Here is a 25,122-nt window from a genome sequence, read left to right on the forward strand (position 1 = left end):
CGAACGCGCCCGGCAAGGGCCCGCGCATGCCCCACACTCACACGTCGCGACGCCGTACGACCACCACGGCCAGCACCACAGCGACCAGCGGCCACACCGCGTACACGGCCCAGGAGCCTGGGACGGTGGCGGTGTGGGCCAGAGAGTCAGGATCGGGCTCCCAGTTCTGGATGAGGCGCTTCCAGGCTGACAGCACCATCGCATGGTTGACACCCGCCGACCAGCGCTCGCCCTCCGAGAACATGGGAGGCAGCATCAGCAGTGTGAACACGCTGGTCACCATGGTCGCGGCAGCGTACCGGAGCAGCACCCCGAAGCCGAGACCGACCAGCGCGCAGACCGGAGCCAGCAGCGCGGACGCCACCGCCGCCCGCGCGACTCCGGGCTCGGTGAGCGGCACCGCGGCGTGCCGCGCGTGGAGGACGGCCTGTGAGGTCACGAACGAGCCGGTGGAGCTCGCCGCGCCGACCACCGTCCACAGCGCGGCGACGACGGCCGCCTTCGCCAGCACGACCGACCCTCGGGCGGGCACGGCCACCATGGTGACGCGGATGAGACCCGTGCCGTACTCACTCACGACGCTCAGGGCCCCGCCGGCGACGGAGACGAGCGCCAGCGTCCAGTAACCGGCCGGCGGATAGCACACGTAGGGCAGGAAGGCCGCGCGCCCCGAGGCGTAGGTGTCGTCCGCGAGGGTCGCCACGGCCGAGGAGCCGGTGACGAACACCAACGTCAGGGCGATCGTCCACCAAGTGGACCGCAGGGAACGTGTCTTGATCCATTCGGAGGCCAACAGGTCACGGAAGCGGGTGCGGGAGCTGGGGGAGAGGGGGTGCGGGGAAGGGGAGTTGAGGGAGGTCATCGGAGCCGTCCTGCCCGGTGTTCGACGCTGTCGGCGGTGAGTTCCATGAAGACCTCTTCCAACGAGGCCATGCGCGTGGTCAGTTCGTCCACTCGGATACCGTGCTCAAGCGCGACCGCTCCGATGCGGTCCGCCGTCAACCCGCTCACGGCGAGCCTCCCGCAGCCCGCGGGGCCTTCCGGCTCGACCGAGGCGCCCGAAGCGGTCAGCAGTGCCGCCAGCTCGTCGGACCGCGGCGTGCTCACCACGACACCGCGGCGCGCGCCGCGAGCCGCGAAGTCGCCCGCGGTCTCGGCCGCGATGAGGCGACCCCGGCCGATGACGACCAACCGGTCCGCGGTGTTCTCCATCTCCGACATCAGATGGCTGGAGAGGAACACCGTGCGCCCCTCGGACGCCAGCCGCCGGAACAGGCTCCGGGCCCAGCGCACGCCCTCCGGGTCCATGCCGTTCACCGGCTCGTCGAACACCAACACGGGCGGATCGCCGAGCAGTGCGGCGGCGATCCCCAGCCGCTGCCTCATGCCGAGGGAGTACCCGCCGACGCGCCGCCCGGCCGCCTCGCTCAGCCCCACCTCCGCAAGCACCTCGTCCACCCGCCGCCGCGCGATGCCGTTGCCGCGCGCCAGAGCCCACAGATGGGCGCGGGCGCTGCGGCCGCCGTGGACCTCCCCGGCGTCGAGGAGGGCGCCGACGTGCCGCAGTCCGCGCGGACGTCGACGGAAGGGCGTACCGCTCACGGTGGCGGTACCGCTGCCGGGTTCCTCCAGGCCCAGGATCATGCGCAGGGTGGTCGACTTGCCCGCGCCGTTGGGGCCGAGGAAGCCGGTGACCTGGCCCGGCCGCACGGTGAAGGACAGACGGTCCACGGCCGTCTTGTCGCCGTATCGCTTGGTGAGTTCGCTGACTTCGATCACGGCACCAGCCTGTCGGGGCGGCCTCGCCCGGGCATGGGGCCGAGGGCGGCAATCCCGTCGCCGGGATCAACCCGTGGGCGTACGTCCCCGGCCCGATGCCGTGCGGAGGACGGCCGGTTACTCTCCCGGCGTGAACCCCGCGACGAGAACCAAGACCGCAGCATGGACCGGCGGCGTGTGCTACCTCCTCACGGTCGGCCTGCTGATCGGGGGTGCGCCGCGGGCGTCCGGCACGGTCCACGGTGTGGGCGCGCTGCTGGCCGTGAGCCTGCTCGCCGGCGTCGTGCGGCGTACGCCCCTGCCGGCTCTGGCCATCGCCCTCATCGGATCGACGGCTGTCATCGCGGGCGTCCCGAGCTCCGCCCATGCGGGCGTGGATGCCTCCTACCAGGGCCAGTTCCTGTCGTACCTGGCGGTGGACCTGGTCCTGGGCGTCATCGTCGCCACCTGCGCCCGACGGGCCGTGATCGTGGCCGTGGCGGTGACACTCGTCGTGCAGCTCCTCGTGATCGGCCTCTTCGCACACGGGGACGGTCTGGTCGTCCACGCGGTCATCGCCATTCTGGCGTCGTCCGCGTCCTGCATGGCGGGGCTGCTGAGCCGTGAGCGTCGCGAGCACGCGGTCGCGCTGCGCGCGCAGGAGGTCGCCGAGGCCGTCACCGCCGAACGGCTGCGCATCGCAAGGGAGTTGCACGACATCATCGCGCACAGCATCGGCGTCATCGCCATCCAGGCCGGCGTGGGCAGCCGGGTCATCGACACTCAGCCGGCACAGGCGCGTGAGGCCCTGCGCGCCATCGAGACGACGAGCCGACAGACGCTGACCGGCCTGCGCCGCACACTGGTGTCACTGCGCCGGGCGGACCGGGAGGACCGGGCGGACGGGGATGGCGGGGCTGGTCGAGCGACCGGAGCCGAACGGGTCAGTCGCGGCGTGCGGGCAGGCCGGTGCGCGACCCCTCCGGCCAACCTGCCGTCGACGCCCGCACCCGGCCTCGCGGACGTGGAACAGCTCGCGGCGACGACCACCGACGCCGGCGTACGCGTCGACCTGTGCCGCAGCGGGGAGCAGCGTGTCCTGCCGGCCGAGATCGAACTGTCGGCGTACCGCATCGTGCAGGAGGCGCTGACCAACGTCGTCCGCCACGCGGGCGCCGGACGGTGCAGGGTGACCATCGACTACGGGGACGAGGAGCTGACATTGGAGATCGCCGACGACGGGCGCGGCCTCACCGAGGACGACTCGGGCCATGGCTTCGGTCTCGTCGGCATGCGTGAACGGGTCGCCTTGCTCCACGGCCGTCTCACCGTCGGCTCGCGCCCCGAGGGCGGCTACCTGGTGGCGGCCAGGCTGCCGCTGCCCGCCCCCGCCGGGCTCGCGGAGGAGGCTCGATGAGCGTCCGGGTAGTACTCGCCGACGACCAGCCGCTGGTGCGGTCCGGCCTCCGTGTGATCATGGCCGACCATGCCGACCTGGAGGTCGTCGGCGAGGCCGCCACCGGCGCCGAGGCCGTGGAACTGGTCAGGGACCTCAGCCCCGACGTCGTGGTGATGGACATCCGCATGCCCGGCATGGACGGCATCGAGGCCACCCGCCGGATCACGGCCGGACCGTCGGACACGCGCGTCCTCGTCCTGACCACGTTCGACGAGGACGACCACGTCTACGGGGCACTGCGCGCCGGCGCGAGCGGCTTCGCGGTGAAGGACATGTCGCTGGACGACATCCTCGCGGCGGTCCGTGTGGTGGCCGCCGGTGACGCACTGATCGCGCCGGGCGTGACCCGCCGTCTCATCGCCGACTTCGTCGCACGCCCCGAGACGGTCCCGCACCGTCCGCCGCGTCCGGTCGCCGGCATCACCGAGCGCGAAAGGGAGGTGCTGACCCTGGTCGGACGCGGCCGGTCGAACGCGGAGATCGCCGAGGACCTCTTCATCTCGGTGGCCACCGCCAAGTCGCACGTGTCACGCCTCCTGACCAAGCTGGACGCCCGGGACCGGGTTCAACTGGTCATCACGGCCTACGAGTCGGGACTGGTGACCTGCGGTTGAATGAGGCGCGTGAACGAGACTGCCGCTCTGCGACTTCGTCAGGCCGTACGCCGTATCCAGCACGCCGCCCGTGAACGTGTCGCCACCGGGCGGGCGTTGGAGGAAGCCGACGACGTCGCCGGGACGTTCGCCACGGACGGCGCGGTCGGCTTCGACCCGTTCCCCTTCCTCCGGGCGCTGCACGATGCCGGTTCACGCGCGATGGTCGTCGGTCAGGTCGCCGGCATCCTGCACGGCTCGGCCGAGCCGACCGGCGACCTCGACCTGCTGTGGGACGGAACGCCCGAGCAGGCGCACGCCCTGCGCACCGCCCTGACCGCCGCAGGCTGCACCGAACTGCCGGACCTCGACCGGCCCCAGGCGGCCTACCGGGTGACCGGCGCGGGCGGCGACCTGTGCACGACCGCGCTGCACTGGGGCGACCTGGACACCGCCCCCTGCCTCACCCGCGCGCTGACCACCCACGACCCGGCGGGCTTCGCCGTCTCCTACGCCGCCCTGGACGACCTGGTCCGCATGCGGCGCTCCCTGGGCCGTCCCAAGGACCACCGGCGCGCGGACGAACTGGAACGACTGCGCCGCTGACCGGCGGCGAGGAGGGGCCGTCACGTCACCAAGGGGCTTGGTTCGAAAGGGAGATGAGCAGGCAGAATGCAGTGAAGTTCTGCTGCTACGGTGGCCCGATGGCAGCGATCAAGAAGTTCCAGGTCACCTTCGACTGCGCGGACCCCGAGCGCGTGGCTCGTTTCTGGTGCGAGGTGTTGGGGTACGTCGTGCCGCCGCCGCCCGAGGGATTCGACACCTGGGACGACTACACTCGCTCGCTGCCGCCAGAGGAGCAGGGAGCCTGGTTCGCGTGCCAAGACCCCTCGGGTGTCGGCCCGCGCCTGTACTTCCAGCGCGTCCCCGAGGGGAAGGTCGCCAAGAACCGGGTGCATCTCGACGTACGGGTCGGCACCGGACTCGTGGGTGAGGAGCGCCTCGCCACGCTCAAGGCCGAATGCGCACGACTCGTCGCGCTCGGCGCTGTGTGCGTACGCGTGCTGCTCGCCGACGAGGAGAACGAGTCGTGCATCGTCATGCAGGACGTCGAAGGCAACGAGTTCTGTCTCGACTGAGCGCCCTCGACGCCGGCGAGTAGGAAGCCGTCTCGACTTGATTCGCGTCCAAGGCACAGAGCAGAGACGGCAGTTGGCCCGTCAGGACGGGGCGAGGACACAGAACTCGTGTCCGTCCGGGTCGGTCATGCATGTCCAGGAGACGTCGCCCTGGCCGACATCGAGGTCGGTGGCGCCGAGGGCCCGCAGCCGTTCAGCCTCCGCCGCCGGGTCGTCCCCCGGGTACGGCAGCAGGTCGAGATGGACGCGGTCCGGCACGGTCTTCACATCGGGTGTGCGGAGGAACTCCAGATATGGGCCGACACCCTTCGCGGAGCGCAACACCGCCTGCTCGTCGCTGACTTCAAGCAGGGTCCAGTCCGTAGCCTCACCCCAGAACCGGGCCATGGCCCGCGGATCCGCGCAGTCGACCACGATCGCGGCGATGGGTCCGGTGTCCCGGTAGATCTCCCGAGGCTCCAGCACGCAGAACTCGTTGCCCTCGGGGTCGGCGAGGACCGTCCACGGCACGTCGCCCTGACCCGCGTCGACGGGTGTCGCACCGAGCGCCCCGAGGCGCGCGACCAGTTCCGCCTGATGTGTCGCGGAGGCGGTGGCCAGGTCGAGGTGCACACGGTTCTTGGCCGTCGTCTTGGGCTCCGGGACGGGGACCACATCGATGCCGACGACGACCGGGTCGGGCCAGACGAGGCCACCGGCCGGTCCGACGTAGGTGGTCACGCCGGGGCTGTAGGCGCTCCAGCCGAGCGCCTCCGCCCAGAACCGGCCGACGGCCGAAGGATCGAGGGCCTTCACGATCACGTGAACGGGTCGCAACGCCATGCCGTCGATCATAGGCACTCCGCCCGACCCCGCAGGGCGACGGCCGGGTGCGGCTCTGTGACTCCGTGACCGCGTGGCTCCAGCGGATTGTCATGGACGGAACGCCGATGCCCGGCGTGCGTCGGCTGAGTGATCCTGCCCAGCGTCCGCGTCCGTCGCCCGTGGGGGTCCCCTCGTCATGTCCTCGTTCCACACGGTACCGAAACTGCCAGGGACCTCGTACATGCCGCCGAAAGGCTTCCTCGTCGGCGTCTTGGCGGCGTTGACGGTCGCGGCGTTCTGCGACCTGCTCGGCGGCTGCGCCGCGGTCCGGTACCCCTCGGCGATCGGCGGGGACTCCGGAATGGTCACGGGCTCCCGGGACGATCTGGAGACGGCCGCCTCGCTGTACGGGACGTCCACGCGCTGGCAGGGCATGGTGTTCCTGCCCTGTGCGGTCGCCTTCGTGACGTGGTTCGCGCAGATGCGCCGCGCCACCGGTCTGATGGCGCCCGGCCTGTTCCGTAACGGCCCCGGCCGGGCCGTCGGCGCCTGGATCATCCCCGTCGCGAACCTGTGGATGCCCTACCGCGTCGCCCTCGGCACGTGGGCGGCCTCCGCCCCGGTGCCGCGCGACCGCGAGACCCCGCGGATGCGGACCTGGCCGGTCCACCTGTGGTGGGCCTTGTTCGTCTCCGTGGCTCTGGTCAAGGCGATAGCCGGCGACGGCGTTGCCGCCGCGCCCCTTTCGGCGCTGCGCGACGGGGTGGTGTGGTACGCCGTCGCCGACGGACTCCACGTCCTGGCCGCCGTCGCCGACGGACCCCGCGTCCTGGCCGCCGTCGCCGCGGGGTACTTCGCGATCCGGCTCACCGCCATGCAACCACACAAGGCGGAACAGGGGGCCTTCGCAACGGCTCCCGTCAATCCGTAGGCGGCGTCGCCGACTTGACCGTCGCAGGCGAGGGCCGCATGCCGAGCCACTGTTCCGCGCCCCATGCCTCGAATCGCTCCACCTCGGTGAACCCGAGCTTCGCCGCGAGGCGCATCGAGGCGATGTTGGCCGTCTGGGTGGTGAGCACCACCGGCTCGCCGGGAAGAACGCCGTCGAACCAGCCGAGTGCCGCCGCGCACGCCTCGGCGGCGTACCCGTACCCCCACGCCCGCGGCAGGAACAGGTAGCCGAGGTCGGCCTTGCCCGCGGCGGCGGGGCGACGGTGCCCGGTCGCCCTCCGGAGCAGGATGTGGCCGATCATCGCCCCGTCGAGATCGACGACGAAACTCCCGGGCCACCGCCCGGGCACCTCCGGCATCTCGCGTTCGAGCTCGTCCCGCGGGCGGGGGCCGCCGAGGTAGGTGTGCACCTCAGGTGAGGCGAGCAGGTCGACGAACGCCGCACGGTCCCGCGCCTCAGACTCCCGGAGCACGAGCCGCTCGCTCCCGACCGGCGCGGGCGGCCAGTCCACAACTCCCAGATCTTCCATCGGCGCACGCTAACAGACGCTCAACTGCGCCTCGCCGCTTCTGGATTGATCCGGCGATCACCGATCACCGTGTCGTACTCCGATGAAGCGCCGACGGTCCGGCGAAAGCCGTGCGCGGCCACCGCTCTGCCCGACGTCTAAGGTCGCCCCCATGACGAGGACCACGCCCCCGCGCCCGCTCGATGTCGAGGCGCTCTTCCCGGAACTGGCCACCTTTCGGGGGACGACGACCCGGCTCCATCCGCGGCCGGGTACACCAGGCCTTTCGGTGAGTTCCGTGGGCGGTCCCATGCTGTGGCCGGCGGACGAACCGTGGCCGATGTGCGGCGAGACTCACGGCCGGGGGCGGGGCCTGCGCCCGGCCGACATCCGCCGCTCCCGGCAGATCCTGGCTTCCGCGTGGGAGCGTGAGCAGGCTTCCGGCCCTACGGATGAAGAACGTGACATATTGGGCGAGTCGAGTCGGGAGCACCGGCGGAGGAAGCCGAACAGACGGAGGACTACGGCACGACAGAGCCGTACGCCTACCAGTACGACCTCTCCATCCCGCCGGGTTGGCGAGTGGGCGGCTTCGCCTCCTGGCACGCGACCGACCCGTACCCCATGGACTGCCTGACCTGCACGACCCCCATGCAACTGCTGCTGACCATCGACAGCTCGGAATGGGACGGCGGCAGCGGCAGCTGGAAGCCGCTGGAGGACCGGAGCCGGTCCGGTCGCCGGCACGCCACTCCCACGGAGGTCACCGTGGGCCGCTGGGGCGAACTCAACGTCTTCGCCTGCCCCGGCAACCCCGAGCATCCACACCGCTGGAGCATCCAGTGACTCTTGGCAACCCGGAGCGCCGGCAGTATGAACGACCTTCGGTCGCCACCCTCAACTCGCCCGTGCCGCATCGAAGCGGATCTGCGCGGCCGGCGTGACCGTGATGGAACGCCCGGCGTACTGGATGTCCGAGAACGTCGTGTTGTGGTGGGCGATGACCTGTGCGGCCGACGGCGCGGCACCGAGCGGGCGTTCCGGCGTGGTGTGTCCGTCTGACACCAGCACGAGGTCGTAGCCACGCGAGAGCAGACTGCGGCTGGTGGAGTCGACGCAGTACTCGGTGGCGAAACCGGTGACGATCACCCGACGTACTCCGAGCTCGTCCAGCAGATCGCCGAGCCCGGAGTCGAGGAAGGAGTCCGCGCTGTCCTTGTCCAGCACGACATCGCCCGGCCGAGGCGCCAAGGCGGGATGGATGTCGACGTCGGTCCGATCGGCGGGCAGGTCGTGGAGCCGTTGCCGCAGGTAAACGATCGGCACACCGGTGAAGCGGCACCGCTCGGCGAGGCCGGCGACCCTGCGCAGGCAACTCCCGGCCTGGTAGGCGTCGTCGAGCAAGGCACTCTGCATGTCGATGATGAGCAGCGCTGCGTCGGGCATCCCACGAGCCTATCCGGCGGCATATTTACTGGTATGGCCTTTCACGGATGATCTAGGGTCACGGTGTTTCCGAGGGGGAGGGCGTGACTCGTGGTCCGTGGGGGGCGTCGGGTGCTGGAACTGGCCGAAAGGGTGGAGGGCTTGCGCACCCCGGAGTTCGACGCCGCGGTGAAGTCCCTGAACCACGGCGACTTCGTCACTGCGGCTCAGAAGGCGTACGAAGAGGCCGGGGAGGCGGAAGAACCGGAAGGTCCCGGCACACCGACGGTGGCGATCAACGACCAGCGGATTCCACTGGACTGCAACGCCGTCCTGCTGGAAGGCGACGCGTTCGCCGAACTGCTGCGGCAGATCTACGACCGGCCCGAGATGTGGGACGGCGGAGGGATGTGACGCAGTGGCGTCGGGGCGGTGGCGGCACGGCATCGGGAGCTCGCTCGCTCGGTCGCGGCACGCCGTCGGACCACGTGTGCCACCCGGACTGTGCGCGGCTCCCTGCTCACGCTATCGTCATAGTCAACTAAACACCTAGGTGCTTCGGTGATCACTGGCCGCGGTCACCGGGTTCGCCGGCGATGTTGACGAGGGTGGGGTAGCCGATGTCGGACGGCGTGATTCAGCGGTACGTGGCGCTGGGGGACAGCCAGACCGAGGGGCTCGGGGACGGCGACGACGACCAGGGCCTTCGGGGCTGGGCGGATCGGCTCGCGGAGCAGATCGCTCGTGACAGCCCGGGCCTGCTCTACGCCAACCTCGCGGTACGCGGCCGGAAGGCCGGCGAAGTGCGGGCCGAGCAGCTCGGCCCGGCGCTCGCGATGCGCCCCGACCTGGCCACCGTCGTGGCCGGGGTCAACGACGTGCTGCGGCCGAGCTGCGACGTCGACGAGGTCACCGGCCACCTGGAGGCGATGTTCGCCGCCCTGACCGCCCAGGGCGCCACCGTCGCGACGCTCACGTTCCCCGACGCCGGCCGCATCACGCCGCTGGCCCGCCCGATCGGCCGCCGGCTCCTCGCCCTGAACGAACGCATCCGGGAGGCCGCCGGCCGGCACGGCGTAGTGGTGGCGGAGACGGCCGCGCACCCCGTCGTCACCGATCCCCGGCTGTGGAGCGCCGACCGGCTCCACGCCGGCCCGCTCGGCCACGCCCGCATTGCGGCCGCCGTCGCCCAGGCGCTCTCCTTGCCCGGCAGCGACGACAGCTGGACCCTGCCCCTGCCGGCCGGCGTGGCCAGGGCCTCCGGTCTGCGGGTCGCGGCCGCCGAACTGCGCTGGGCTGGCGCCTTCCTGGGACCCTGGGTGCTGCGCCGCCTGCGCGGACGCTCCTCCGGCGACGGCCGCCACGCCAAGCGGCCCGATCTGCTCCCGGTGACCTGGCCTGCCGGGGACACCTCCCCCGCGGCGTGAGGAATGCCCCGCTAGACCGCGCCCGCCCGCTGGTCGAGCCGCCGCAGCGCCATGTCCCCCCACTGAAGGTTCTCCCGCTCGAACGACATCCCGCGCAGCAGGGTGAGGTACGGGCCGATGCGTTCGGCCTCCGCGAAGTACGCCTCCTCCGAGCGCCCGTCCAGCAGGCGCTGCCGGATCCTCTCGTAGCGGGCGAGCTTGGCGGTGGCCCACTCCATGCGCTCGGTGATGGCCGCGCGCACGGCGTCGGCGTCGCCGGCGTCCAGGCACTGCACCTTGACCATCAGCTCGTCCCGGATCACCGCGGGCCTGCCCGGCGGCTCGGCGGTGTAGGCATGGACGGCCTCGCGCCCCGCCTCGGTCAGTGAGAACAGCCGCTTGTTGGGCCGCCGCTCCTGTTCGACCACCCGGGCCGTCACGAGCCCCTCGGCCTCCATGCGCTCAAGCTCCCGGTAGAGCTGCTGGGGCGTCGACATCCAGAAATTGGCGACCGTCGCGTCGAACCCCTTGGCGAGGTCGTACCCGGACGCCTCACCCTCCAGCAGCGCGGCCATCACCGCGTTCCGCAATGCCATGCGCCCACGCTAACAGCACGGTGACTAATCAACGAAGTGACTGTACGACGCTGGGGCGGACGCCTGCCAGGGCCACGCGGCGCGGCGCAGGCGATCACCGGGGCGTACGACATGGTCGGCCCCGGGACGCCGGACCTTCGGCGACCGGGCCCGCACCGTCACGCCGCCCGCGCGAACGGCGGTCGGAGCGGTTCGCTGTCGCATCGCGCAGCCATCCGGATGTTCCGCAGTTCCTGCGGGAGCCGCGGGCCATCGGCCACACTCGTCACGCAACGTACGCACATCGCAACTGAACGCGCTTCATGGGGGTGCATGTGGTGACGCTCGAACCCGGACGGTGCGGGCTGCTGTCGCGCACGGACGAGCGGCAACGACTGCGGCGACTGCTCGCGGACGCCCGGCGGGGACGAAGCGGTGTCCTCCTCCTCCACGGCGAGCCGGGCATCGGCAAGAGCGCCCTGCTCGAGGAGGCGGTGGCGCAGGCCGCCGGGATGGCGGTGCTGCGGACCACTGCCATCGAGATGGAAGCCGAACTCGCCTTCGCCGGACTGGCTGAACTGATGCGCCCCGTACGCCACTTGATAGACCGACTCCCTTCCGTGCAGGCGCGCGCCCTGCGCACCGCTCTGGCGCTGGAGGCGGGCGGTGCACCCGACGCACTGACCCTGGGAGCGGCCACGCTCACGCTGCTCACGGACGCCGCGGCCACCACACCGGTGCTGGTCGCCGTGGACGACGCGCACTGGATGGACGAGGCCAGCACCCACGCGCTGCTCTTCGCTCTGAGGCGTCTGCAGGCGGAGCCCGTCGCTGTGCTGGTCACGGCGCGAGACGGCGAGGCCTGCCGGTTCACCGAGGCGGGCCTGCCGGCACTGGCTCTCACCGGTCTCGACCCGGCGGCGGCCGCCGCGTTGGTGCAGAGGGTGGCCGGCGTCGACGCCGCCGGCGAGGCGTTCGAACGGCTCTACCGCGAAACCGCGGGCAACCCTCTGGCCCTGCTGGAAGCAGCGCCCGTCTTGCGTGAGCGCGCGTGGCCCGGCCAGGAGGCCGGCGATCCCCTCCCGGTGGGTCCGCGGCTGACCGCCGCCTACCGTGCCCGGTTGGCCGCCCTGCCGGAGGCCGGCCGCCGAGCGGTGACGGTCGTGGCGGCCGCATACACCGACGAGGCCGCGGTCCTGGCTGCGGCGCTCCGGCATCTGGCGCTGGACGGCGAGGCCCTGCGGGCGCTCGAGACGGCGAACGTCGTCGACCTGACCGGCGGCAAGGTGCGCTTCCTGCATCCGCTGCTGCGCGCCGCCGCGTACCACCTGGCGGGAGCCCAGGAACGACGCGCGGCCCACCGGGCCCTGGCCCGGGCGCTCGCCGACCGTACCGGCCCGGTGGACCGCGACCGACGCAGTTGGCACCTCGCCGCCGCGGCCTCAGCGCCGGATCCGGCCGCCGCGTCCGCGCTGGCCGACACCGCGGCGCGCGCCCGGGAACGAGGCGCCCTGCCCGCAGCCGCCCGCGCCTACGAGCGTGCCGCGGATCTCTCGCCCGTACCGGCCGACCGCGGCCGCCACCTCCTTGCGGCCGCCGAGGCGGAACAACTCGCCGGCCGGGAGGAACAGGCGTTGGCCTTGGCCGAGACGGCGACGAACGCCACCGACGATGCGGCTGTCCGCGCGGGCGCGACCGCGCTGCGCAGCCAGGTGGCGCTCGTGCGACGGCCGCCACGCCGGGTGCACGACCAACTGGTCGACATGGCGGCCGGGCTCCAGGCAGCGCAGGCGGTCCCCCTGCTGATCGCCGCCGCCGGCGCGGGATGCATGGGCGGCGCGGTCGCCCAGGCCCGCAGCACCGCCGACCGGGCCTGCGCGCTCGCCCGCGACGGCGGCACTGCGGTCCTCGACCGATCCGCGGCGCTGATGCGGGCCCACACGCTCGTCCTCGCCGGCGAACGCCGCCCGGCCGCCGCCGTGTTCGACTCCTGCGAGGAATTCCTCGCCTCGACCGACCCGCTCTCCATCGGTGTCGAGGTCACGAGCTTCTGCGCGATGGACCTCATGTGGCTGGAGCGGTTCACCTCCGCGCGCACGCTGCTGGAGCGAGCCGTCCGGTCGGCACGCAGGATCGGGGCCTGTGAGCGCCTCGTCCCCTATCTGACCGTCCTGGCGGACACACAACTGCGCACCGGCTGCTGGGACGACGCCTACGCCCTGGCGAGTGAGGGCGCCGCACTCGCCGACGAAATCGGGCAGCCGGTGCTGCAGGCGTACGCGATCGCCACGCTGGCCCGGATCGAGGCCGCCCGGGGCCGCACGGCGGAATGCGACGAGCACGCCCGCCGGTTTCGCGGTCTCCTGGAAGGCCGGGGCGCGGAACTGGTCAGTCCCTACCTGGACGCCGCCCTGGGGCTGCTCGAACTGGGCGTCGGCAAAGAAGCCGAAGCCGCGGCCCGCCTGAGCGACCTTCAACAACAACTGTCGGCTTCGGGGCTGAGGGAACCGACGGTGCTGCAGCATCAGCCCGACCTCGTCGAAGCATGCCTGGCCTCGGACGATCCCGCCGGTGCTCGCGCCGCCCTGGACGAGCTCTCGAGCCAGGTCCGGCAGGCGCCGTCCACCTGGGGGCAGGCGGTGAGCGCCCGGTGCCGAGGCCTGGTCGAAGCGGACGAGGACGCCTTCGTGGAGGCGCTGCGGCACCACGAACGGTTGCCGGATCCCTTCGCCAAGGCACGTACCGAGCTCGCCTACGGGCGGTTTCTGCGCAGGACGCGGAAGCGTGGCGCCGCCCGTCGTCCGCTCATCTCCGCCCGACAAGCCTTCGAGCGCCTTCGCGCAGATCCCTGGACCTCGCTCGCCGAGCGGGAACTGCGAGCGGCCGGATTCGAGACGCCCGCCCGCCGCGGCGGTGAGCCGGTGGCGATGACCGAACGGGAGACGCAGGTCGCGGTCCTCGTCGCCAAGGGCCACACCAATCGCGAGGTGGCAGCGGCCCTGTTCCTGTCGGACAAGACGGTCGAGTACCACCTCAGTCATATCTACGCCAAGCTCGCCGTTCGATCGCGAGTAGAACTCGCCGGCCGCCTGGCCGTCGACGCCCACCTCCCCGTATGAGCGGCGCGCCCGCTCCACACGGAGACGCGTCGGCAACACCCCTGGGGAAACCACTGATGTGAGCCCGTGCCGTTCCTTCGTAGCGTGCTGAAGAAGCCCACCGCGCATACTCACTTGGGGGAAGAATGCGTGCATCCCCGCGAACCGCACTCTCGCGGCACCTCTGTGCTCTCGGACTGAGCGTGGCGCTCCTGCTGTCCGTGAGCGCCTGTTCGGACGACGACCGGATCGGCCCGAACCGAAGTACCGCCGAGGAGACGACCGAACCCGCACCGCCGCCTACGGAGGACCTGACCTCACCCACGCCGGAACCGCCTGACGACACGACCGATCCGGAACCGCCTGACGACACGACCGATCCGGAGCCGCCTGACGACACGACCGATCCGGAGCCGCCTGACGACACGACCGATCCGGAACCGCCGTCGCTCGAACCGACAGGCAGTGTTCCGCAACGTGTCGTGGGCGTCTGGTGCGGTGGCCGGAACGACACCGCCTCGGGTCACTGGACCTACGCGTTCGCCGACGACGGCCGTTTCACGGCTGCCGACCGCGACGGGGGCTTCTCCGGAACCGTCGTCACCGAGGGCGACACCATGACCTTCTACGTCCAGGGCGCTCGCCCGGTCCGCTCGACCTGGTCGGTGAGCTACGAGGAGGCGCTCGGCTTCGACATGCTGTACCTCGACGGCTTCAGCTACGTCCCGGGCAGCTGCGACTCCTAGGGAGTGTCCGCACAGCCCGCCGTCCTCGTCAGTCCCTGCCGACCGATGAGCCGCAGGGGTTCCCCGGGCTGCGAAGCCGGCGCGGACGGCCCCTCACGGCGTGGGCGCGGGCTGCTCCCCGGAGCCCCGGACGATCAGCCGGGTGGGGACGGTGATGGTGCGGGCCCGGGAGCGGTCGCCGTCGAGGCGGGCCAGGGCGGTCGCCACCGCGCTGCGGCCGATCTCCTCGGGGTCCTGCGCGACGACGGTCAGCGCCGGCTCCAGTGCCTCGGCGAGGGACACGTCGTCGAAGGCGACCACCGCGACCTCCTTGCGCTTGCTGCGGGCCAGTTCGGCCACGATCCCGAGCGCCATGATGTTGTTGCCGGCGAACAGCGCCGTCGGCGGATCGGCCAGATCGAGCAGCCGGGCGGTCTCCGCCTCCGCCCCCCGCTGGTCGTGTGCGCTGGCGACGAGCGAGCGGTCGTAGGGGATGTCCGCCTCCTGGAGCGCCGCACGGTACCCGGCCAGGCGCTCGCGGCGGGTGTACAGCCTGACGGGCAGGTCGCCGACGAATCCGACGCGCCGGTGCCCGTGGGCGATCAGATGGGCGACGCCGCCCTGGGCCCCCTCCCGGTTGGAGCTGACGATGCTGTCCGTGGACAGACCGACCCCCGGCCGGTCGAGGAAGACGACGGGCAGCCCCGCCGTGCGCTGCGCCTTGAGGTGGGAGTGGTCGGCGCCCACCGACGGCACCACGATCAGGATGCTGACGCGCCGGGCGAGGAACTTCGCCGTCAGGGCGCGTTCGCGCTCGGCGTCGTCCGCGGACGAACCCATGAGCAGGGTCAGTCCCCGTTCGCGGACGCTGTCCTCGATGCCCCGTGCCACGGCACCGAAGAAGGGGTTGCCGAGGTCGGGGACGACCAGCCCGATGGTGGTGTCCGGGCCGCCGACGCGCATGTTGCGCGCCATGAGGTTCGGCTGGAATCCCAGCGCGGCCACCGCGGCGAGCACCTGTTCCCTGGTCTGCGCCGAGACGGGTCCGTCCTCGTTGAGGACGCGCGAGACAGTCTTCGCGCTGACGCCGACTTCTCGGGCGACGTCGGCCAGGGTGGGGCGGCGGTTCGCTGCCATGAAGGAAACCGTCTCCTGTGAGCCCTCGTGTTCCGGCCTCGGCCTCGGCCGGAAACGGTGAGAGCGGGTGTCGTTCTGTCAGGTGGCCTGGACCCCGGCGGCCTTCGCGGCCTTCGAGTCCGCTACGACAGTAGCCCCAGCCGCGTCGACGGTGAGCGCGCCGGTCATGATCGCGACGACCTCCGCCATGGAGTAGTCCGACGGCTTGATCACGGCGGCGCGCCTGCCCAGCCGGTGGACGTGGATCCGGTCGGCGATCTCGAAGACGTGGGGCATGTTATGGCTGATCAGCACCACGGGCATGCCCTTGTCGCGGACCCTGCGGATGAGGTCGAGGACCTGGCCGGACTCCTTGACGCCGAGCGCGGCGGTGGGTTCGTCCATGACGACGACGCTGCGGGCCCAGGCGACGGCGCGGGCCACCGCGACGGCCTGCCGCTGTCCGCCGGACAGGGTCTCGACCGCCTGGGTGAGCGAGCGCAGACCGATCTTCAGGTCGGCCATGTGCTCGGCGGCCTCCTGCCGCATGCGCTTCTTGTCCAGCACGCGGAAGACGTTGCCGAGGACGCCGGGGCGGCGCAGCTCCCGGCCGAGGAACATGTTCGAGGCGATGTCCATGGAGGCGGCCACGGCGAGGTCCTGGTACACCGTCTCGATGCCGTGGGCGCGGGCGCTCTGCGGACCGGAGAAGGCGATGGGCTCGCCGTTGAGGCGGATCTCGCCCGCGTCGGGGACCAGCGCGCCGGTGAGGGCCTTGATCAGGCTGGTCTTGCCGGCCCCGTTGTCGCCGATGACGGCGAGGACCTCGCCCGGCAGCAGATCGAAGTCGGCGCCGTCGATGGCGGTGACATGGCCGTAGCGCTTGACCAGGCCGCGGGCCTGGAGGACGGGGGTGGGGGAGCCGGTGGCGGTCATCGGGCCTTCTTCCGGGAGATCTGGTCGACGGTCACCGCGAGGATCACCAGGACACCGGTGATCAGGGTCTGGTAGATCGAGGCGACGCCCATCAGCTGCAGGCCGTTGCGGAAGACGCCCACGATCAGTACGCCGATGAAGGTGCCGAGGACCGAACCGCGTCCGCCGAAGAGACTCGTGCCGCCGAGGACCACGGCCGTGATGCTGTCCAGGTTGTCGGTCTGTCCCGCCTGCGGGTCGCCCACGCCGGTGCGGGAGATGAGCAGCAGCGCGGCGACGCCGTACAGCAGTCCCGCGGCGGCGTAGACGCCGATGGTCAGCCGGGAGGTGCGGATGCCGTTCAGCCGCGCCGCTTCCGGGCTGTTGCCCAGCGCGTAGACGTGCCGGCCCCAGCCGGTGCTGCTGAGCAGGTACGCCAGGAGGAGGAACAGGCCGATGGTGACCAGCGAGCCGTAGGTGACGTCGGTGTAGCCGAGCGGGAACGTCTCACCGAGCGCCGTCAGCGGGCCGGGCAGGCTGGTGACCGTCTGCTCCTCGGAGTAGATGTGGGTCAGCGCGAACGCCACATTGAGCATGCCGAGGGTGACGATGAACGGCGGCAGTGGGATCTTCTGCACCAACACCCCGTTGAGCAGGCCGAATCCGCCGCAGACGACCAGGCCCAGCGCGATGGCCGCGAGGGGCGGCAGGGTGCCCTCGGCCGCCATCCTGGCGATCACGATGCTGCCGAAGGCCATCACCGCGCCGCAGGACAGGTCGATGCCCGCGGTGAGGATGATCAGGGTCTGCCCGATGGCGAGGGTGCCGACGACCATCACCTGCTGGATGATCAGGGAGAAGTTCCCGCCGGTGAGGAACTGGTCGGTCGACAGGGAGAAGAAGGCGCAGGCCAGGAGGAGCGCGGCCAGGGGGCCGGTGGTCGGAGCCGTGAGCAGTCTGCGGGCCGTCGTCGGCGCTTTGAGCTCCGCGTACGGTGAGGAGGTGGTCGGGGGTGTGGACGTGGCTGTCATGCGAAGTCCTAAGTCCTTGTCATCAGACAGAGATCCTTGTCGCCGGGACAAGGGGGGCGGCCGTCACCGCGGGCCGTGGCGGGTTGTCACCGCGGGCCGTCACCGCGGGTCGTTCCCGCGCGTCGGGCAGGTGTCGGGCCGGCCGCCCCGCTGAGGGGAGTGGCTGTCTCGTGAGGTCCTCGGGCGGACCTCAGCCCCAGCAGTTCTCCAGGCCGAAGGCGGTGTCCTTCGAGGCGATCCCGGCCTGCGCCTTGTCGGTGATCAGCGTGACCCCGGTGTCCGTGTAACCGGACGCCTTCTTGCCGTCCTTCGCGTACGTCACGACGGCCTTGACGCCCTCGGCGGCCATCTTCAGCGGGTACTGCTGCGACGTGGCGGCGATCTTGCCGTCCTTGACGGCCTGGGTGCCGGTGCATCCGCCGTCGACGGAGACGATCAGGACGTCCTTCTCCCGGCCCTTGGCCTTCAGGGCGGTGTACGCGCCCAGGGCGGCCGGTTCGTTGATGGTGTAGACGACGTTGATGTCGGGCGACTTCTGCAGGCAGTTCTCCATCGCGGTCTGGCCCTTGGACTGGTCGCCGCCGGTGTCCTGAGCGCAGACGACGTCCTTCTCGGCGGCGCCGAAGCCCTTCAGGAAGCCGTCGTGGCGCTGGACGCCGACGGACACGCCCGGCGCGAGGTCGAGGGCGGCGATCTTCGCCGTCTTGCCCTTCATCGCGGCCTTGGCGTACTCGCCGATCAGCTCACCGGCCTTGAGGTTGTCCGTGGCGAAGAGGGCGTCGACCGCGCTCTGCGGCTCGGTCGGCGTGTCCAGGGCGATGACCAGGACACCCTTGGCCTTCGCCTTCTCGATCGCGGGCACGATCGCCTTGGAGTCGCTGGGGGTGATCAGGATGCCCTTCACACCGGCGGCGACCATGTTCTCGATCGCGGTGACCTGCCCGGCGTTGTCGCCGTCGAACTTGCCGGCCGCGGTCATGAGCTGGACGCCCTCGGACTTCGCGGTCTTCTCCGCGCCCTCCTTCATCTTCACGAAGAACGGGTTGGTGTCGGTCTTGGTGATCAGACCGACCTTGACGTCGCCCGAACCGGAGCCGGAGGCGCCCGTCCCGGCACTGGAACCGGGTCCGCAGGCCGTCAGGGCGAGGGCCGCGACGCCCGTGGCAGCGGCGGCTCTGATCAGGGAGGAGGGCAGACGAGTGGTGCGAGACATGATCACTCCTGTGGGATGACGAGCGGCACGGGACCGGGAGATCGGAACGTGCCGCCCCCGGGTGTCAACGCTGACTTATGTCATCGTTGACACTGCATGGCGAGGATGATGGACTCCCTCTCCCGGCAACGTCAATGCCTTGCACTCGTCACAAAACGGCAACGTCCGTGAGCGCCCTCCCCGCGCAGCGGTCGACGGCTGTTTCGCGAAGCGCCCGGTCGTCCCGTCCCTCCGCAGAAGGAGCAGCCCATGAGACCGCCTCAGATCACCGTCCTGGGAGAGTGCGTCGCGGACGCCTTCACCGAGCCCGCGCCGGCCGCGAACGAACTCGCGCTGCGCGTCCTGCCCGGCGGCGGACCGGCGAACACGGCGGTGGCACTGGCCCGGCTGGGGACCCCGGCGCGGTTCGTCGCCCGCCTGTCGTCGGACGTGTTCGGCCGCCTGTTCCGGACCCACCTGGAGGCGTCCGGCGTGGACCTGTCGTACGCCGTGCCGGCGGCCGAGCCCAGCACGCTGGCCGTGGCGGAACTGGACGCCCGGGGGCAGGCGGCGTTCTCCTTCCACGCGGACAACACGGCCGACTGGCAGTGGACCCCGGGCGAATTGGCCCGGGTGGACCTGTCCGGGACGGCCTGCGTGCACACCGGATCGCTCGCGCTGGTCCGCCGGCCCGGCGCGGCCGTGGTCGAGGAGTTCCTGGCGACCGCCGCCGCCCGGGCCACCGTCAGCATCGACCCCAACGTCCGGCCACTGCTCGTGCACCCCGACGTCTACCGGGACCGGCTCGCGCACTGGTGCCGACTCGCCGACATCCTGCGGCTCAGCGAGGACGACCTGGAGCTGCTGCTGCCGGGCACCCCACCGGAGCAGGCGTGCGACACCTGGCACGCCGCGGGGGCACGACTCGTCGTGATCACCCTGGGCGGCGACGGCGCGCTGGTCTCCCTCGACGGCGAACGGCTGCGGGTACCGGCGACGACGACGCGGGTGGTCGACACGGTGGGCGCGGGGGACTCCTTCACCGCCGGGCTCCTGCACCACCTCGGGGCGCGCGGAGCCCTCGGCGGCCGGCTGACCGGCCTCACCCTCGACGACGTGGCGGAGGCCGGCCGCTTCGCCGCCCGGGTCGCCGCTCTGACCTGCTCCGTCGCCGGCCCCAACCCTCCGTGGCAGGACCAGTTGACGCGCTCGGCGACCACCGCCGACGCCTGACGACCCGTGCACCGCCCACTGCTTCCACTCCTGCGACCGCCCGCCCGTCACCCGAGAAGGACACCGAAGCCATGACGAAATCCCTGCTCGCCGAGTTCACCGCCCGTGAGGGAGCGGAGGACGAGGTCGCCCGGCTGATCCGGGACTACGCCCTGAAGGTGCGCGAAGAGGAAGGCAACCTCACCTTCGACGTCTACACCAAGTCGGCCGCCCCGCGGGCCTTCTGGATCTTCGAGGTCTACCGCGACGAGGACGCCTTCCGGGCACACCTGAACGCCCCCTACGGCGCCCCGTTCAACGCGGCCCTCACGCCGCTCATCGAGGAGGACGCGTCGGTCCTGACGTTCCTCGACCCGCTGGCGGTGCACCGATGACGCAGGGGTGACGCACCGGACGGAGGCCGACGGGGGCACCGCCGGCCCGCCCTCGGCTGCCGCCCGGCGCGGCGGACCGTCCGGCTCGACGCGCGCCGCCACCTGGGTGATGCCTACCCTGGAAGTGACAAGCGCCGACCCGGCTGCAGGTTGTGGGCAACGGGCGGCTCTCCCCAGCACCGGAAGGTGATCCGGCCATGGCCACTGCATCCGAGACCCCCGTACTCGACACCATCGCCGCCATGACGATCGACTCCGTCGAGCGCTGCAACATGGACGACAGGACGCTCATCCTCGCCCGCGTCGCCGCGCTCGTGGCGATGGACGCACCGGCGATCTCGTATCTCGCACACGTCACCCCGGCCGTCAAGGCGGAGTTCACCGTCGAGCAGCTGCAGGACCTCCTCGTCGCCATCGCCCCCGTCGTCGGGACGGCCCGCGTCATGTCGGCCGCCGGACACATCGCCGAGGCGTTCGGCGTCGCGCTCGCACTGGCCGAAGACGAAGCGGAAGCCATAGCCCAGGCCGGGGCCGAGAGCCGCGGCACCTTCTGAGCGGGGCGGCTGACCGGTCTCACCGAAGCCCCTCGACAGGGAGGCGAGTTGGGCCAGTAGAGTGCGCGTCGTGGACATACCCGACTGGTCCCTCTGGCTCTTCCTCGGCCTGGCCCTCCTGCAGGTACTCACTCTCGTCCCCATCACCCGCCGGTTGCGCGAACCCGACCCCGCGGTGCGCTCCGAGGCGCGCCTCGATCTGCTGGACACCTTTGCCGGCCTGCTGCTGTTCGGCGGCGCGCTGATGAGCGTCGCCGTGGCCGACTCCTGGATCTGGTTGCTCTTCGTCGGCTTCGCTCTGATGACCGTCGTCTACGCGGTGAAGGGCGTGCGCTACCTGCGCGCCCTCCGCAGTCCTTCCACCGGTTCATGACCACCCGACAGCCGCTCACCTACGAGGTGTTCCTCGACCTCGCCGCCGCTGATCCGGCTGTCGTCGGTCTCGTCCTCAAAGGCTCCCGAGCTCACGAGGGCATGGTCACCCCGCACTCCGACCACGATCTGTACGTCGTCCTGGCCGATGACGCGTCGACGGGTCTCACCCGGTTCGCGGGCCACCGCGCCTCCGAGCTCGACCTCGTCGTCGTCACACTCACCGAGTTCCGCGCGGCCGGGATGCCCGGTTTCGAGCGGTACGCCCTGGCCCGTGCCCGCGTCGTGCTCGACCGTCTCGACGGAGGCATCGCCCGGATCCTCGCCGACAAGGCCCGGCTGGGCGCCGAGGAGGCGTTCAGTGATGCCGGCGGCTGGCTCGACGCCTACGCCAACTCCCATTACCGCTCCGTCAAGAACCACCGGTCGGGTCAGGCTCTCGCCGCTCGCCTCGACGCGGCCGACAGCATGCGGTTCCTGCTCGAGCTGCTCTTCGCTCTGGACCGTCGCCCCCGGCCGTACAACAAGTACCTGGAATGGGAACTGGCCCGGTACCCGCTGCCCGGCTGGGACACCGACGCGCTGCTGCGTGCGGTGGACCGTGTCTCCGCGCCCGGCGACCTCTCCCTGCAGCGACGGTTGTTCGCCCTCGTCGAGGCGGCGGCCCGACAAGCGGGACACGGTGAGGTGCTCGACGCGTGGGGAGAGGATCTCGAACTCATGCGGCCACAGTCCTGGTGACCACCCTGCCCGGGGAGAGGCCCGGCCGCCCTCCCCGTGCCCGGTCTCAGGGCCGGTGCCGTACGAAACCGATGGTGGCGTAGGCGAAACTCTCACCCGCTTGCGGGGCCCGGGTCCAGGACCGGGTGATGAAGGTGCTCAGCCTTCCTCGGGTCAGCGCGAAGCGGGGGAGTGACAGGCCCAGTTCTGAGTGCAGAGCCGTCAACAGCATCCTTTCGCAGTCCAGTTCGGCGTCCTCCGAGCTGCACCAGTTCGCCGGGTCCAGGGCGTCCGGTATCGCGCCGGAACGCTGGATCTCCGTACCGCGCACGGTGAACGCGTAGAGCTCCTCGCCCCGTTCGGCCACCGACAAGTGAAACGAGGCCGGAGCGCCGCCGGGAGAAGAGGCTCTCGGGTCGCGCCACACCACCACCGCACGGCCGGAGGCGGAGGCGGCCCGGGCCGGGGACAGGAACCGCCGGTTCAGATGGCGGTCGGAGTGGCCGTCGAAGGCGAAGGACCACGCTTCGGCGGTGCGTCCGACCGCGACCACGGCCCGGTCCTCCCACGGCTGCACGCCTTCCCGCTCGTGGGGCCGGGGCGCGTGCCAGGACACCATGTGCGGCTCCGTGGGCGCGCTCAGTTCGGCGCCTTCCTCGCCGATCAGGGCGGGCAGTCGATCGGGGGCGACGCCCTCGACCCAGACGCAGCGGTAGCCCTGGAACGGCTGCCGGTTCGCGGTGGGCTCGGTCAGCCAGGCGAGGCCCGGAGGGTCGAGGTCGGGCACCGGCTCTGGAGTGGGCCCCGTCTCACCGGACCGCGGAGTCGCGAGGATCTCCCGGCCGCGTTCCGGGGTGACCAGCGGGCCGAGGACGGGATCGGCGAGCAGGCCGATCGGGGCGATCAACGAGGGCCCGGGCGCTTCCCAGAGCGGAAGCGCGTCCCGCAGCGCCCGCCACGCGATGTCGGTGGCACCCCAGCGGGCCGACTCACGGGCCTCGGCGACGGCACGGCCCCAGGCGCCGCCGGGCGCGTAGCGGTACGTGCCGTCGACTGTCGTGCGCAGCGCGGTCCCGGCGGTGTGCCGGTCGACCCCGCGGGCGGCCATCATCCCGAGCCAGTGGTCCTCCTCGCTCAGCCGTCCACCGTGCGCCGACACCTCCATGGCCTGCACGGGTAGGATCTCGGCCAGGTAGCGGGGGTCGGCCACCAGGGTGCCGTAGTCCTGGGGGACGCGCGGATTCGACAGGTGCCGGAGCTGGTTCAGCAGGACGCGGCTGTGCGGCCGTCCGAAGGACATCGCCTCCTCCAGCAGGGGAAGGGCCTCCTCGTGCCGTCCGCGCAGGGCCAGCAGACGGGCCTCCCCCACGCGCGCGTCCTGGGCGCGGGTGGTCGCGTTCACGAAATCGGCGCTCTGCGCCCGGTCGGAGTGGAAACCGCGGTACATGTCCTCCATGTACGCCCGGAACGACGGGTAGCGTTCCGGCAGTTCACCGCTCCAGCCCTTGTAGACGTAGAGTGCCCATTCGCCGTCCTCGTCGCTGTCGCCCGGGTCGAGCAGGGCGTTCGACATGTCGGAGTCCGTCTCCAGTCGCAGCGCCCGCCGCCACATCCCGGCGAGGAGGACGTCCTCCTCGCGCGGGTCGTCGCCGAGTTCCTGCTCGTACAGCGGGGTCATGCCGTGCGGGTCCTGGAACCAGTCGATGTCCGCGACGCCGCCGAGCCGGTAGACGCCGGCCGTCTGGTTCACGCGCCACCCGTCGCTCACGGCCAGGAACTCCCGGTACGAGGGCGGCAGTCGCCGTCCCAGCCGCTCTTCGGCCGCGGTGATCGCCGCCTCGTCCGCACCGGGGCGGCCGAGGGGATCGCCGGTCGGGCCGTGACCCTCGTCTTCGTCGTCCTCGAGTTCCTCGTCCAGGTCCGGGACCCACTCCGCCCGCCAACGCCCAAGGAACTCTTGCCAGTCGAAAGGCTCGTCGCTCATGAGCGGATGGTGTCATCCGGCACTGACAAGGGGGGGTCGGCTCCGGCTTGGGCCTCATGGACCGTGTCCTCGACGCCGATACGCGGGGTCAGCGTACAGTGAGCAGCCATGCGCAGAAAGTGACGTCGAGCCTCGACCGCCGTGCCCCTCGGGCCCACCGAGCCGGTGCAGGGCATCGACTAGTCTCGTGGGGGGAGGCGCCTGCCGCTTCCCTGGGTGTCGAGACGGAGGAGGGGCGATGGCGCGGGGAAGAGGGGTGTGGCTGTTCGCCGGGGCCGGGATCGGGGTCTGCGCGGTTCTCGTCGGCCCCAGTGTCCCGGACGGCGGTCCCTTCGCCGCGTCGTCGCCGACCGTCGCCGCCAGGAAAGCCGTGGCCAACCGGGTCATGACGTGGAACCTGTGCAACCCCTGCGGGGAGAGCGAGGTCGACCAGGCGGCGGAGATCGCCGCCTACGCCCCCCAGGTCGTCGGCCTCCAGGAGGCGTGCGAACGGGACGTCGAGACGATCCGGGGCTATCTGAAAAGCCGTCACGGACTGGTCTACCACGTGGAGTACGGGGCGGTGCTCCACAACTGGCGCCGCTGCGGGGGAGCGCCGTGGAACCCGGGCGGCTACGGCCAGGCGATCCTCTCCGCGGCGCCGATGACGGACACGGTCAAAGAGGAGTACGCCGACGGGGGATCCGAGGACCGCGGCTACATGGCGGTCACCACCCGGGTGGGCGACCGCCCGGTCCGGGTGTTCAACACCCACCTCGCCCAGCGGCGTCAGGAGGCGGTCCGCGCGGAGCAGGCCGCCACGCTCGCCGAGGAGATCGCCCGGCACGACCGAGCCGTCGTCCTCGGCGACTTCAACGCCGTACCGGACACCGCCGAACTCACCCCGCTGTGGAAGCTGGCCTCGGACGCGGACCCCGGGTGCGGCCCCTCGAGGGCGGGTGACTGCGAGCCCACCACGGACTGGCAGAGCAAGTTCGACTACGTCTTCCTGCGCGCCATCGCTCCGCTCAGGCGTCACATCGTCCCCACCCCCTACTCGGACCACCACATCCTGTACGCGGACCTGAACATGGCCTCGCGGGGGCGGTGAGACCGACTCCACGACGGCAGGGGGCACTGAGGGGACGCGTCCGTCACTGCCGTCAACTGCCCTGCCCGTCGCCCACAGCGACCACACGGCACTGCTGCA

Annotated in this window: 26 protein-coding genes and 1 pseudogene; 16 read left to right on the top strand and 11 right to left on the bottom strand. The window is 71.5% G+C overall.

What is annotated here, in order from left to right; genetic code table 11:
- Positions 1 to 37: 37 nt before the first annotated feature.
- On the bottom strand, positions 38 to 862 hold the full coding sequence (locus ACIOC0_RS16195) for an ABC transporter permease (protein ID WP_402155637.1): 825 nt from the start codon (positions 860 to 862) through the stop codon (positions 38 to 40).
- Positions 859 to 1,779: an ABC transporter ATP-binding protein gene (locus ACIOC0_RS16200; protein WP_402155638.1), complete on the bottom strand. Its 921-nt coding sequence runs from the start codon at positions 1,777 to 1,779 to the stop codon at positions 859 to 861. Before ACIOC0_RS16200 ends, ACIOC0_RS16195 begins: the two co-directional genes overlap by 4 nt.
- A 130-nt stretch (positions 1,780 to 1,909) precedes the next feature.
- Between ACIOC0_RS16200 and ACIOC0_RS16205 the strand changes: the two genes are divergently transcribed.
- From ACIOC0_RS16205 to ACIOC0_RS16220, 4 genes are all read left to right on the top strand, one after another.
- Positions 1,910 to 3,175, top strand: coding sequence for a sensor histidine kinase (locus ACIOC0_RS16205; RefSeq protein ID WP_402155639.1), 1,266 nt, complete (start codon positions 1,910 to 1,912; stop codon positions 3,173 to 3,175).
- On the top strand, positions 3,172 to 3,831 hold the full coding sequence (locus ACIOC0_RS16210) for a response regulator (RefSeq protein ID WP_402155640.1): 660 nt from the start codon (positions 3,172 to 3,174) through the stop codon (positions 3,829 to 3,831). Before ACIOC0_RS16205 ends, ACIOC0_RS16210 begins: the two co-directional genes overlap by 4 nt.
- Before the next feature lie 9 nt (positions 3,832 to 3,840).
- Positions 3,841 to 4,416 (top strand): hypothetical protein, encoded by a 576-nt coding sequence (locus tag ACIOC0_RS16215; RefSeq protein WP_402155641.1) that lies wholly within the window; start codon positions 3,841 to 3,843, stop codon positions 4,414 to 4,416.
- Between the two features lie 98 nt (positions 4,417 to 4,514).
- Positions 4,515 to 4,949, top strand: coding sequence for a VOC family protein (locus ACIOC0_RS16220; protein ID WP_402155642.1), 435 nt, complete (start codon positions 4,515 to 4,517; stop codon positions 4,947 to 4,949).
- A gap of 81 nt (positions 4,950 to 5,030) precedes the next feature.
- Here the strand turns inward: ACIOC0_RS16220 and ACIOC0_RS16225 are convergent, their stop codons facing one another.
- Positions 5,031 to 5,771, bottom strand: coding sequence for a VOC family protein (locus tag ACIOC0_RS16225; RefSeq protein WP_402155643.1), 741 nt, complete (start codon positions 5,769 to 5,771; stop codon positions 5,031 to 5,033).
- A gap of 223 nt (positions 5,772 to 5,994) precedes the next feature.
- Between ACIOC0_RS16225 and ACIOC0_RS16230 the strand changes: the two genes are divergently transcribed.
- Positions 5,995 to 6,684, top strand: coding sequence for a DUF4328 domain-containing protein (locus ACIOC0_RS16230; RefSeq protein ID WP_402155644.1), 690 nt, complete (start codon positions 5,995 to 5,997; stop codon positions 6,682 to 6,684).
- Here ACIOC0_RS16230 and ACIOC0_RS16235 read toward each other — a convergent pair.
- Positions 6,674 to 7,234 carry a GNAT family N-acetyltransferase gene (locus tag ACIOC0_RS16235; RefSeq protein WP_402155645.1) on the bottom strand — a complete coding sequence of 187 codons (561 nt, stop codon included), beginning with the start codon at positions 7,232 to 7,234 and terminating at the stop codon, positions 6,674 to 6,676. The two genes, ACIOC0_RS16230 and ACIOC0_RS16235, sit on opposite strands and share 11 nt — an antisense overlap.
- 151 nt (positions 7,235 to 7,385) lie before the next feature.
- Between ACIOC0_RS16235 and ACIOC0_RS16240 the strand changes: the two are divergent.
- Positions 7,386 to 8,059: pseudogene (locus ACIOC0_RS16240) on the top strand (hypothetical protein).
- A gap of 51 nt (positions 8,060 to 8,110) precedes the next feature.
- Here ACIOC0_RS16240 and ACIOC0_RS16245 read toward each other — a convergent pair.
- Complete coding sequence (locus tag ACIOC0_RS16245) at positions 8,111 to 8,659, bottom strand: isochorismatase family protein (RefSeq protein ID WP_402155646.1); 549 nt, start codon at positions 8,657 to 8,659, stop codon at positions 8,111 to 8,113.
- Positions 8,660 to 8,749: 90 nt separating this feature from the next.
- Here ACIOC0_RS16245 and ACIOC0_RS16250 point away from each other — a divergent pair, with 90 nt between their 5' ends.
- Positions 8,750 to 9,052, top strand: coding sequence for a hypothetical protein (locus ACIOC0_RS16250; protein ID WP_402155647.1), 303 nt, complete (start codon positions 8,750 to 8,752; stop codon positions 9,050 to 9,052).
- A 206-nt stretch (positions 9,053 to 9,258) separates the two neighbouring features.
- Entirely contained in the window at positions 9,259 to 10,065 is an 807-nt protein-coding gene (locus ACIOC0_RS16255) for an SGNH/GDSL hydrolase family protein (protein WP_402155648.1), read from the top strand.
- Between the two features lie 11 nt (positions 10,066 to 10,076).
- On the opposite strand, the gene ACIOC0_RS16260 is transcribed toward ACIOC0_RS16255, so the two are convergent.
- Complete coding sequence (locus ACIOC0_RS16260; RefSeq protein ID WP_351094023.1) at positions 10,077 to 10,640, bottom strand: PadR family transcriptional regulator; 564 nt, start codon at positions 10,638 to 10,640, stop codon at positions 10,077 to 10,079.
- 317 nt (positions 10,641 to 10,957) lie between these two features.
- Here ACIOC0_RS16260 and ACIOC0_RS16265 point away from each other — a divergent pair, with 317 nt between their 5' ends.
- Complete coding sequence (locus tag ACIOC0_RS16265; RefSeq protein ID WP_402155649.1) at positions 10,958 to 13,738, top strand: AAA family ATPase; 2,781 nt, start codon at positions 10,958 to 10,960, stop codon at positions 13,736 to 13,738.
- A 182-nt stretch (positions 13,739 to 13,920) separates the two neighbouring features.
- On the top strand, positions 13,921 to 14,463 hold the full coding sequence (locus ACIOC0_RS16270) for a hypothetical protein (protein WP_402155650.1): 543 nt from the start codon (positions 13,921 to 13,923) through the stop codon (positions 14,461 to 14,463).
- 93 nt (positions 14,464 to 14,556) lie between these two features.
- On the opposite strand, the gene ACIOC0_RS16275 is transcribed toward ACIOC0_RS16270, so the two are convergent.
- From ACIOC0_RS16275 to ACIOC0_RS16290, 4 genes are all read right to left on the bottom strand, one after another.
- Positions 14,557 to 15,579, bottom strand: coding sequence for a LacI family DNA-binding transcriptional regulator (locus ACIOC0_RS16275; RefSeq protein WP_402155651.1), 1,023 nt, complete (start codon positions 15,577 to 15,579; stop codon positions 14,557 to 14,559).
- A 78-nt stretch (positions 15,580 to 15,657) separates the two neighbouring features.
- Positions 15,658 to 16,494: an ATP-binding cassette domain-containing protein gene (locus ACIOC0_RS16280; RefSeq protein WP_351094019.1), complete on the bottom strand. Its 837-nt coding sequence runs from the start codon at positions 16,492 to 16,494 to the stop codon at positions 15,658 to 15,660.
- Entirely contained in the window at positions 16,491 to 17,504 is a 1,014-nt protein-coding gene (locus tag ACIOC0_RS16285; protein WP_402155652.1) for an ABC transporter permease, read from the bottom strand. The genes ACIOC0_RS16280 and ACIOC0_RS16285 overlap by 4 nt, the downstream gene beginning before the upstream one ends.
- Before the next feature lie 190 nt (positions 17,505 to 17,694).
- The gene (locus ACIOC0_RS16290) at positions 17,695 to 18,717 is read right to left on the bottom strand and encodes a sugar ABC transporter substrate-binding protein (RefSeq protein ID WP_402155653.1); all 1,023 of its coding nucleotides are present in this window, start codon (positions 18,715 to 18,717) and stop codon (positions 17,695 to 17,697) included.
- A 249-nt stretch (positions 18,718 to 18,966) separates the two neighbouring features.
- On the opposite strand from ACIOC0_RS16290, the gene ACIOC0_RS16295 reads away from it, so the two are divergent.
- The 5 genes from ACIOC0_RS16295 (at position 18,967) to ACIOC0_RS16315 (ending at position 21,970) form a co-directional block, all read left to right on the top strand.
- Entirely contained in the window at positions 18,967 to 19,929 is a 963-nt protein-coding gene (locus ACIOC0_RS16295) for a carbohydrate kinase (protein ID WP_402155654.1), read from the top strand.
- Positions 19,930 to 20,000: 71 nt separating this feature from the next.
- Positions 20,001 to 20,303, top strand: coding sequence for a putative quinol monooxygenase (locus ACIOC0_RS16300; RefSeq protein WP_402155655.1), 303 nt, complete (start codon positions 20,001 to 20,003; stop codon positions 20,301 to 20,303).
- 197 nt (positions 20,304 to 20,500) lie between these two features.
- On the top strand, positions 20,501 to 20,857 hold the full coding sequence (locus ACIOC0_RS16305) for a carboxymuconolactone decarboxylase (RefSeq protein WP_402155656.1): 357 nt from the start codon (positions 20,501 to 20,503) through the stop codon (positions 20,855 to 20,857).
- 70 nt (positions 20,858 to 20,927) lie between these two features.
- A complete protein-coding gene (locus ACIOC0_RS16310; RefSeq protein WP_402155657.1) occupies positions 20,928 to 21,230 on the top strand; it encodes a hypothetical protein in 303 nt (100 codons plus the stop codon).
- Positions 21,227 to 21,970, top strand: coding sequence for a hypothetical protein (locus tag ACIOC0_RS16315; protein ID WP_402155658.1), 744 nt, complete (start codon positions 21,227 to 21,229; stop codon positions 21,968 to 21,970). The genes ACIOC0_RS16310 and ACIOC0_RS16315 overlap by 4 nt, the downstream gene beginning before the upstream one ends.
- Positions 21,971 to 22,016: 46 nt before the next feature.
- Here ACIOC0_RS16315 and ACIOC0_RS16320 read toward each other — a convergent pair whose 3' ends face one another.
- Positions 22,017 to 23,933: an SMI1/KNR4 family protein gene (locus ACIOC0_RS16320; RefSeq protein WP_402155659.1), complete on the bottom strand. Its 1,917-nt coding sequence runs from the start codon at positions 23,931 to 23,933 to the stop codon at positions 22,017 to 22,019.
- Positions 23,934 to 24,171: 238 nt separating this feature from the next.
- On the opposite strand from ACIOC0_RS16320, the gene ACIOC0_RS16325 reads away from it, so the two are divergent.
- Positions 24,172 to 25,023 carry an endonuclease/exonuclease/phosphatase family protein gene (locus ACIOC0_RS16325; RefSeq protein WP_402155660.1) on the top strand — a complete coding sequence of 284 codons (852 nt, stop codon included), beginning with the start codon at positions 24,172 to 24,174 and terminating at the stop codon, positions 25,021 to 25,023.
- The last annotated feature ends 99 nt before the right edge of the window (positions 25,024 to 25,122 follow it).

It is taken from the genome of Streptomyces sp. NPDC088254, from assembly GCF_044740925.1.
In the GTDB taxonomy this organism is placed as follows: domain Bacteria; phylum Actinomycetota; class Actinomycetes; order Streptomycetales; family Streptomycetaceae; genus Streptomyces.

Bases quoted from the DNA above. Each gene is read 5' to 3' on its own strand.
- ACIOC0_RS16195 (WP_402155637.1), bottom strand. From the start codon at position 862: ATGACCTCCCTCAACTCCCCTTCCCCGCACCCCCTCTCCCCCAGCTCC.
- ACIOC0_RS16210 (WP_402155640.1), top strand. From the start codon at position 3,172: ATGAGCGTCCGGGTAGTACTCGCCGACGACCAGCCGCTGGTGCGGTCC.
- ACIOC0_RS16220 (WP_402155642.1), top strand. From the start codon at position 4,515: ATGGCAGCGATCAAGAAGTTCCAGGTCACCTTCGACTGCGCGGACCCC.
- ACIOC0_RS16225 (WP_402155643.1), bottom strand. From the start codon at position 5,771: ATGGCGTTGCGACCCGTTCACGTGATCGTGAAGGCCCTCGATCCTTCG.
- ACIOC0_RS16230 (WP_402155644.1), top strand. From the start codon at position 5,995: ATGCCGCCGAAAGGCTTCCTCGTCGGCGTCTTGGCGGCGTTGACGGTC.
- ACIOC0_RS16235 (WP_402155645.1), bottom strand. From the start codon at position 7,234: ATGGAAGATCTGGGAGTTGTGGACTGGCCGCCCGCGCCGGTCGGGAGC.
- ACIOC0_RS16245 (WP_402155646.1), bottom strand. From the start codon at position 8,659: ATGCCCGACGCAGCGCTGCTCATCATCGACATGCAGAGTGCCTTGCTC.
- ACIOC0_RS16255 (WP_402155648.1), top strand. From the start codon at position 9,259: ATGTCGGACGGCGTGATTCAGCGGTACGTGGCGCTGGGGGACAGCCAG.
- ACIOC0_RS16260 (WP_351094023.1), bottom strand. From the start codon at position 10,640: ATGGCATTGCGGAACGCGGTGATGGCCGCGCTGCTGGAGGGTGAGGCG.
- ACIOC0_RS16275 (WP_402155651.1), bottom strand. From the start codon at position 15,579: ATGGCAGCGAACCGCCGCCCCACCCTGGCCGACGTCGCCCGAGAAGTC.
- ACIOC0_RS16280 (WP_351094019.1), bottom strand. From the start codon at position 16,494: ATGACCGCCACCGGCTCCCCCACCCCCGTCCTCCAGGCCCGCGGCCTG.
- ACIOC0_RS16285 (WP_402155652.1), bottom strand. From the start codon at position 17,504: ATGACAGCCACGTCCACACCCCCGACCACCTCCTCACCGTACGCGGAG.
- ACIOC0_RS16290 (WP_402155653.1), bottom strand. From the start codon at position 18,717: ATGTCTCGCACCACTCGTCTGCCCTCCTCCCTGATCAGAGCCGCCGCT.
- ACIOC0_RS16295 (WP_402155654.1), top strand. From the start codon at position 18,967: ATGAGACCGCCTCAGATCACCGTCCTGGGAGAGTGCGTCGCGGACGCC.
- ACIOC0_RS16300 (WP_402155655.1), top strand. From the start codon at position 20,001: ATGACGAAATCCCTGCTCGCCGAGTTCACCGCCCGTGAGGGAGCGGAG.
- ACIOC0_RS16305 (WP_402155656.1), top strand. From the start codon at position 20,501: ATGGCCACTGCATCCGAGACCCCCGTACTCGACACCATCGCCGCCATG.
- ACIOC0_RS16315 (WP_402155658.1), top strand. From the start codon at position 21,227: ATGACCACCCGACAGCCGCTCACCTACGAGGTGTTCCTCGACCTCGCC.
- ACIOC0_RS16320 (WP_402155659.1), bottom strand. From the start codon at position 23,933: ATGAGCGACGAGCCTTTCGACTGGCAAGAGTTCCTTGGGCGTTGGCGG.
- ACIOC0_RS16325 (WP_402155660.1), top strand. From the start codon at position 24,172: ATGGCGCGGGGAAGAGGGGTGTGGCTGTTCGCCGGGGCCGGGATCGGG.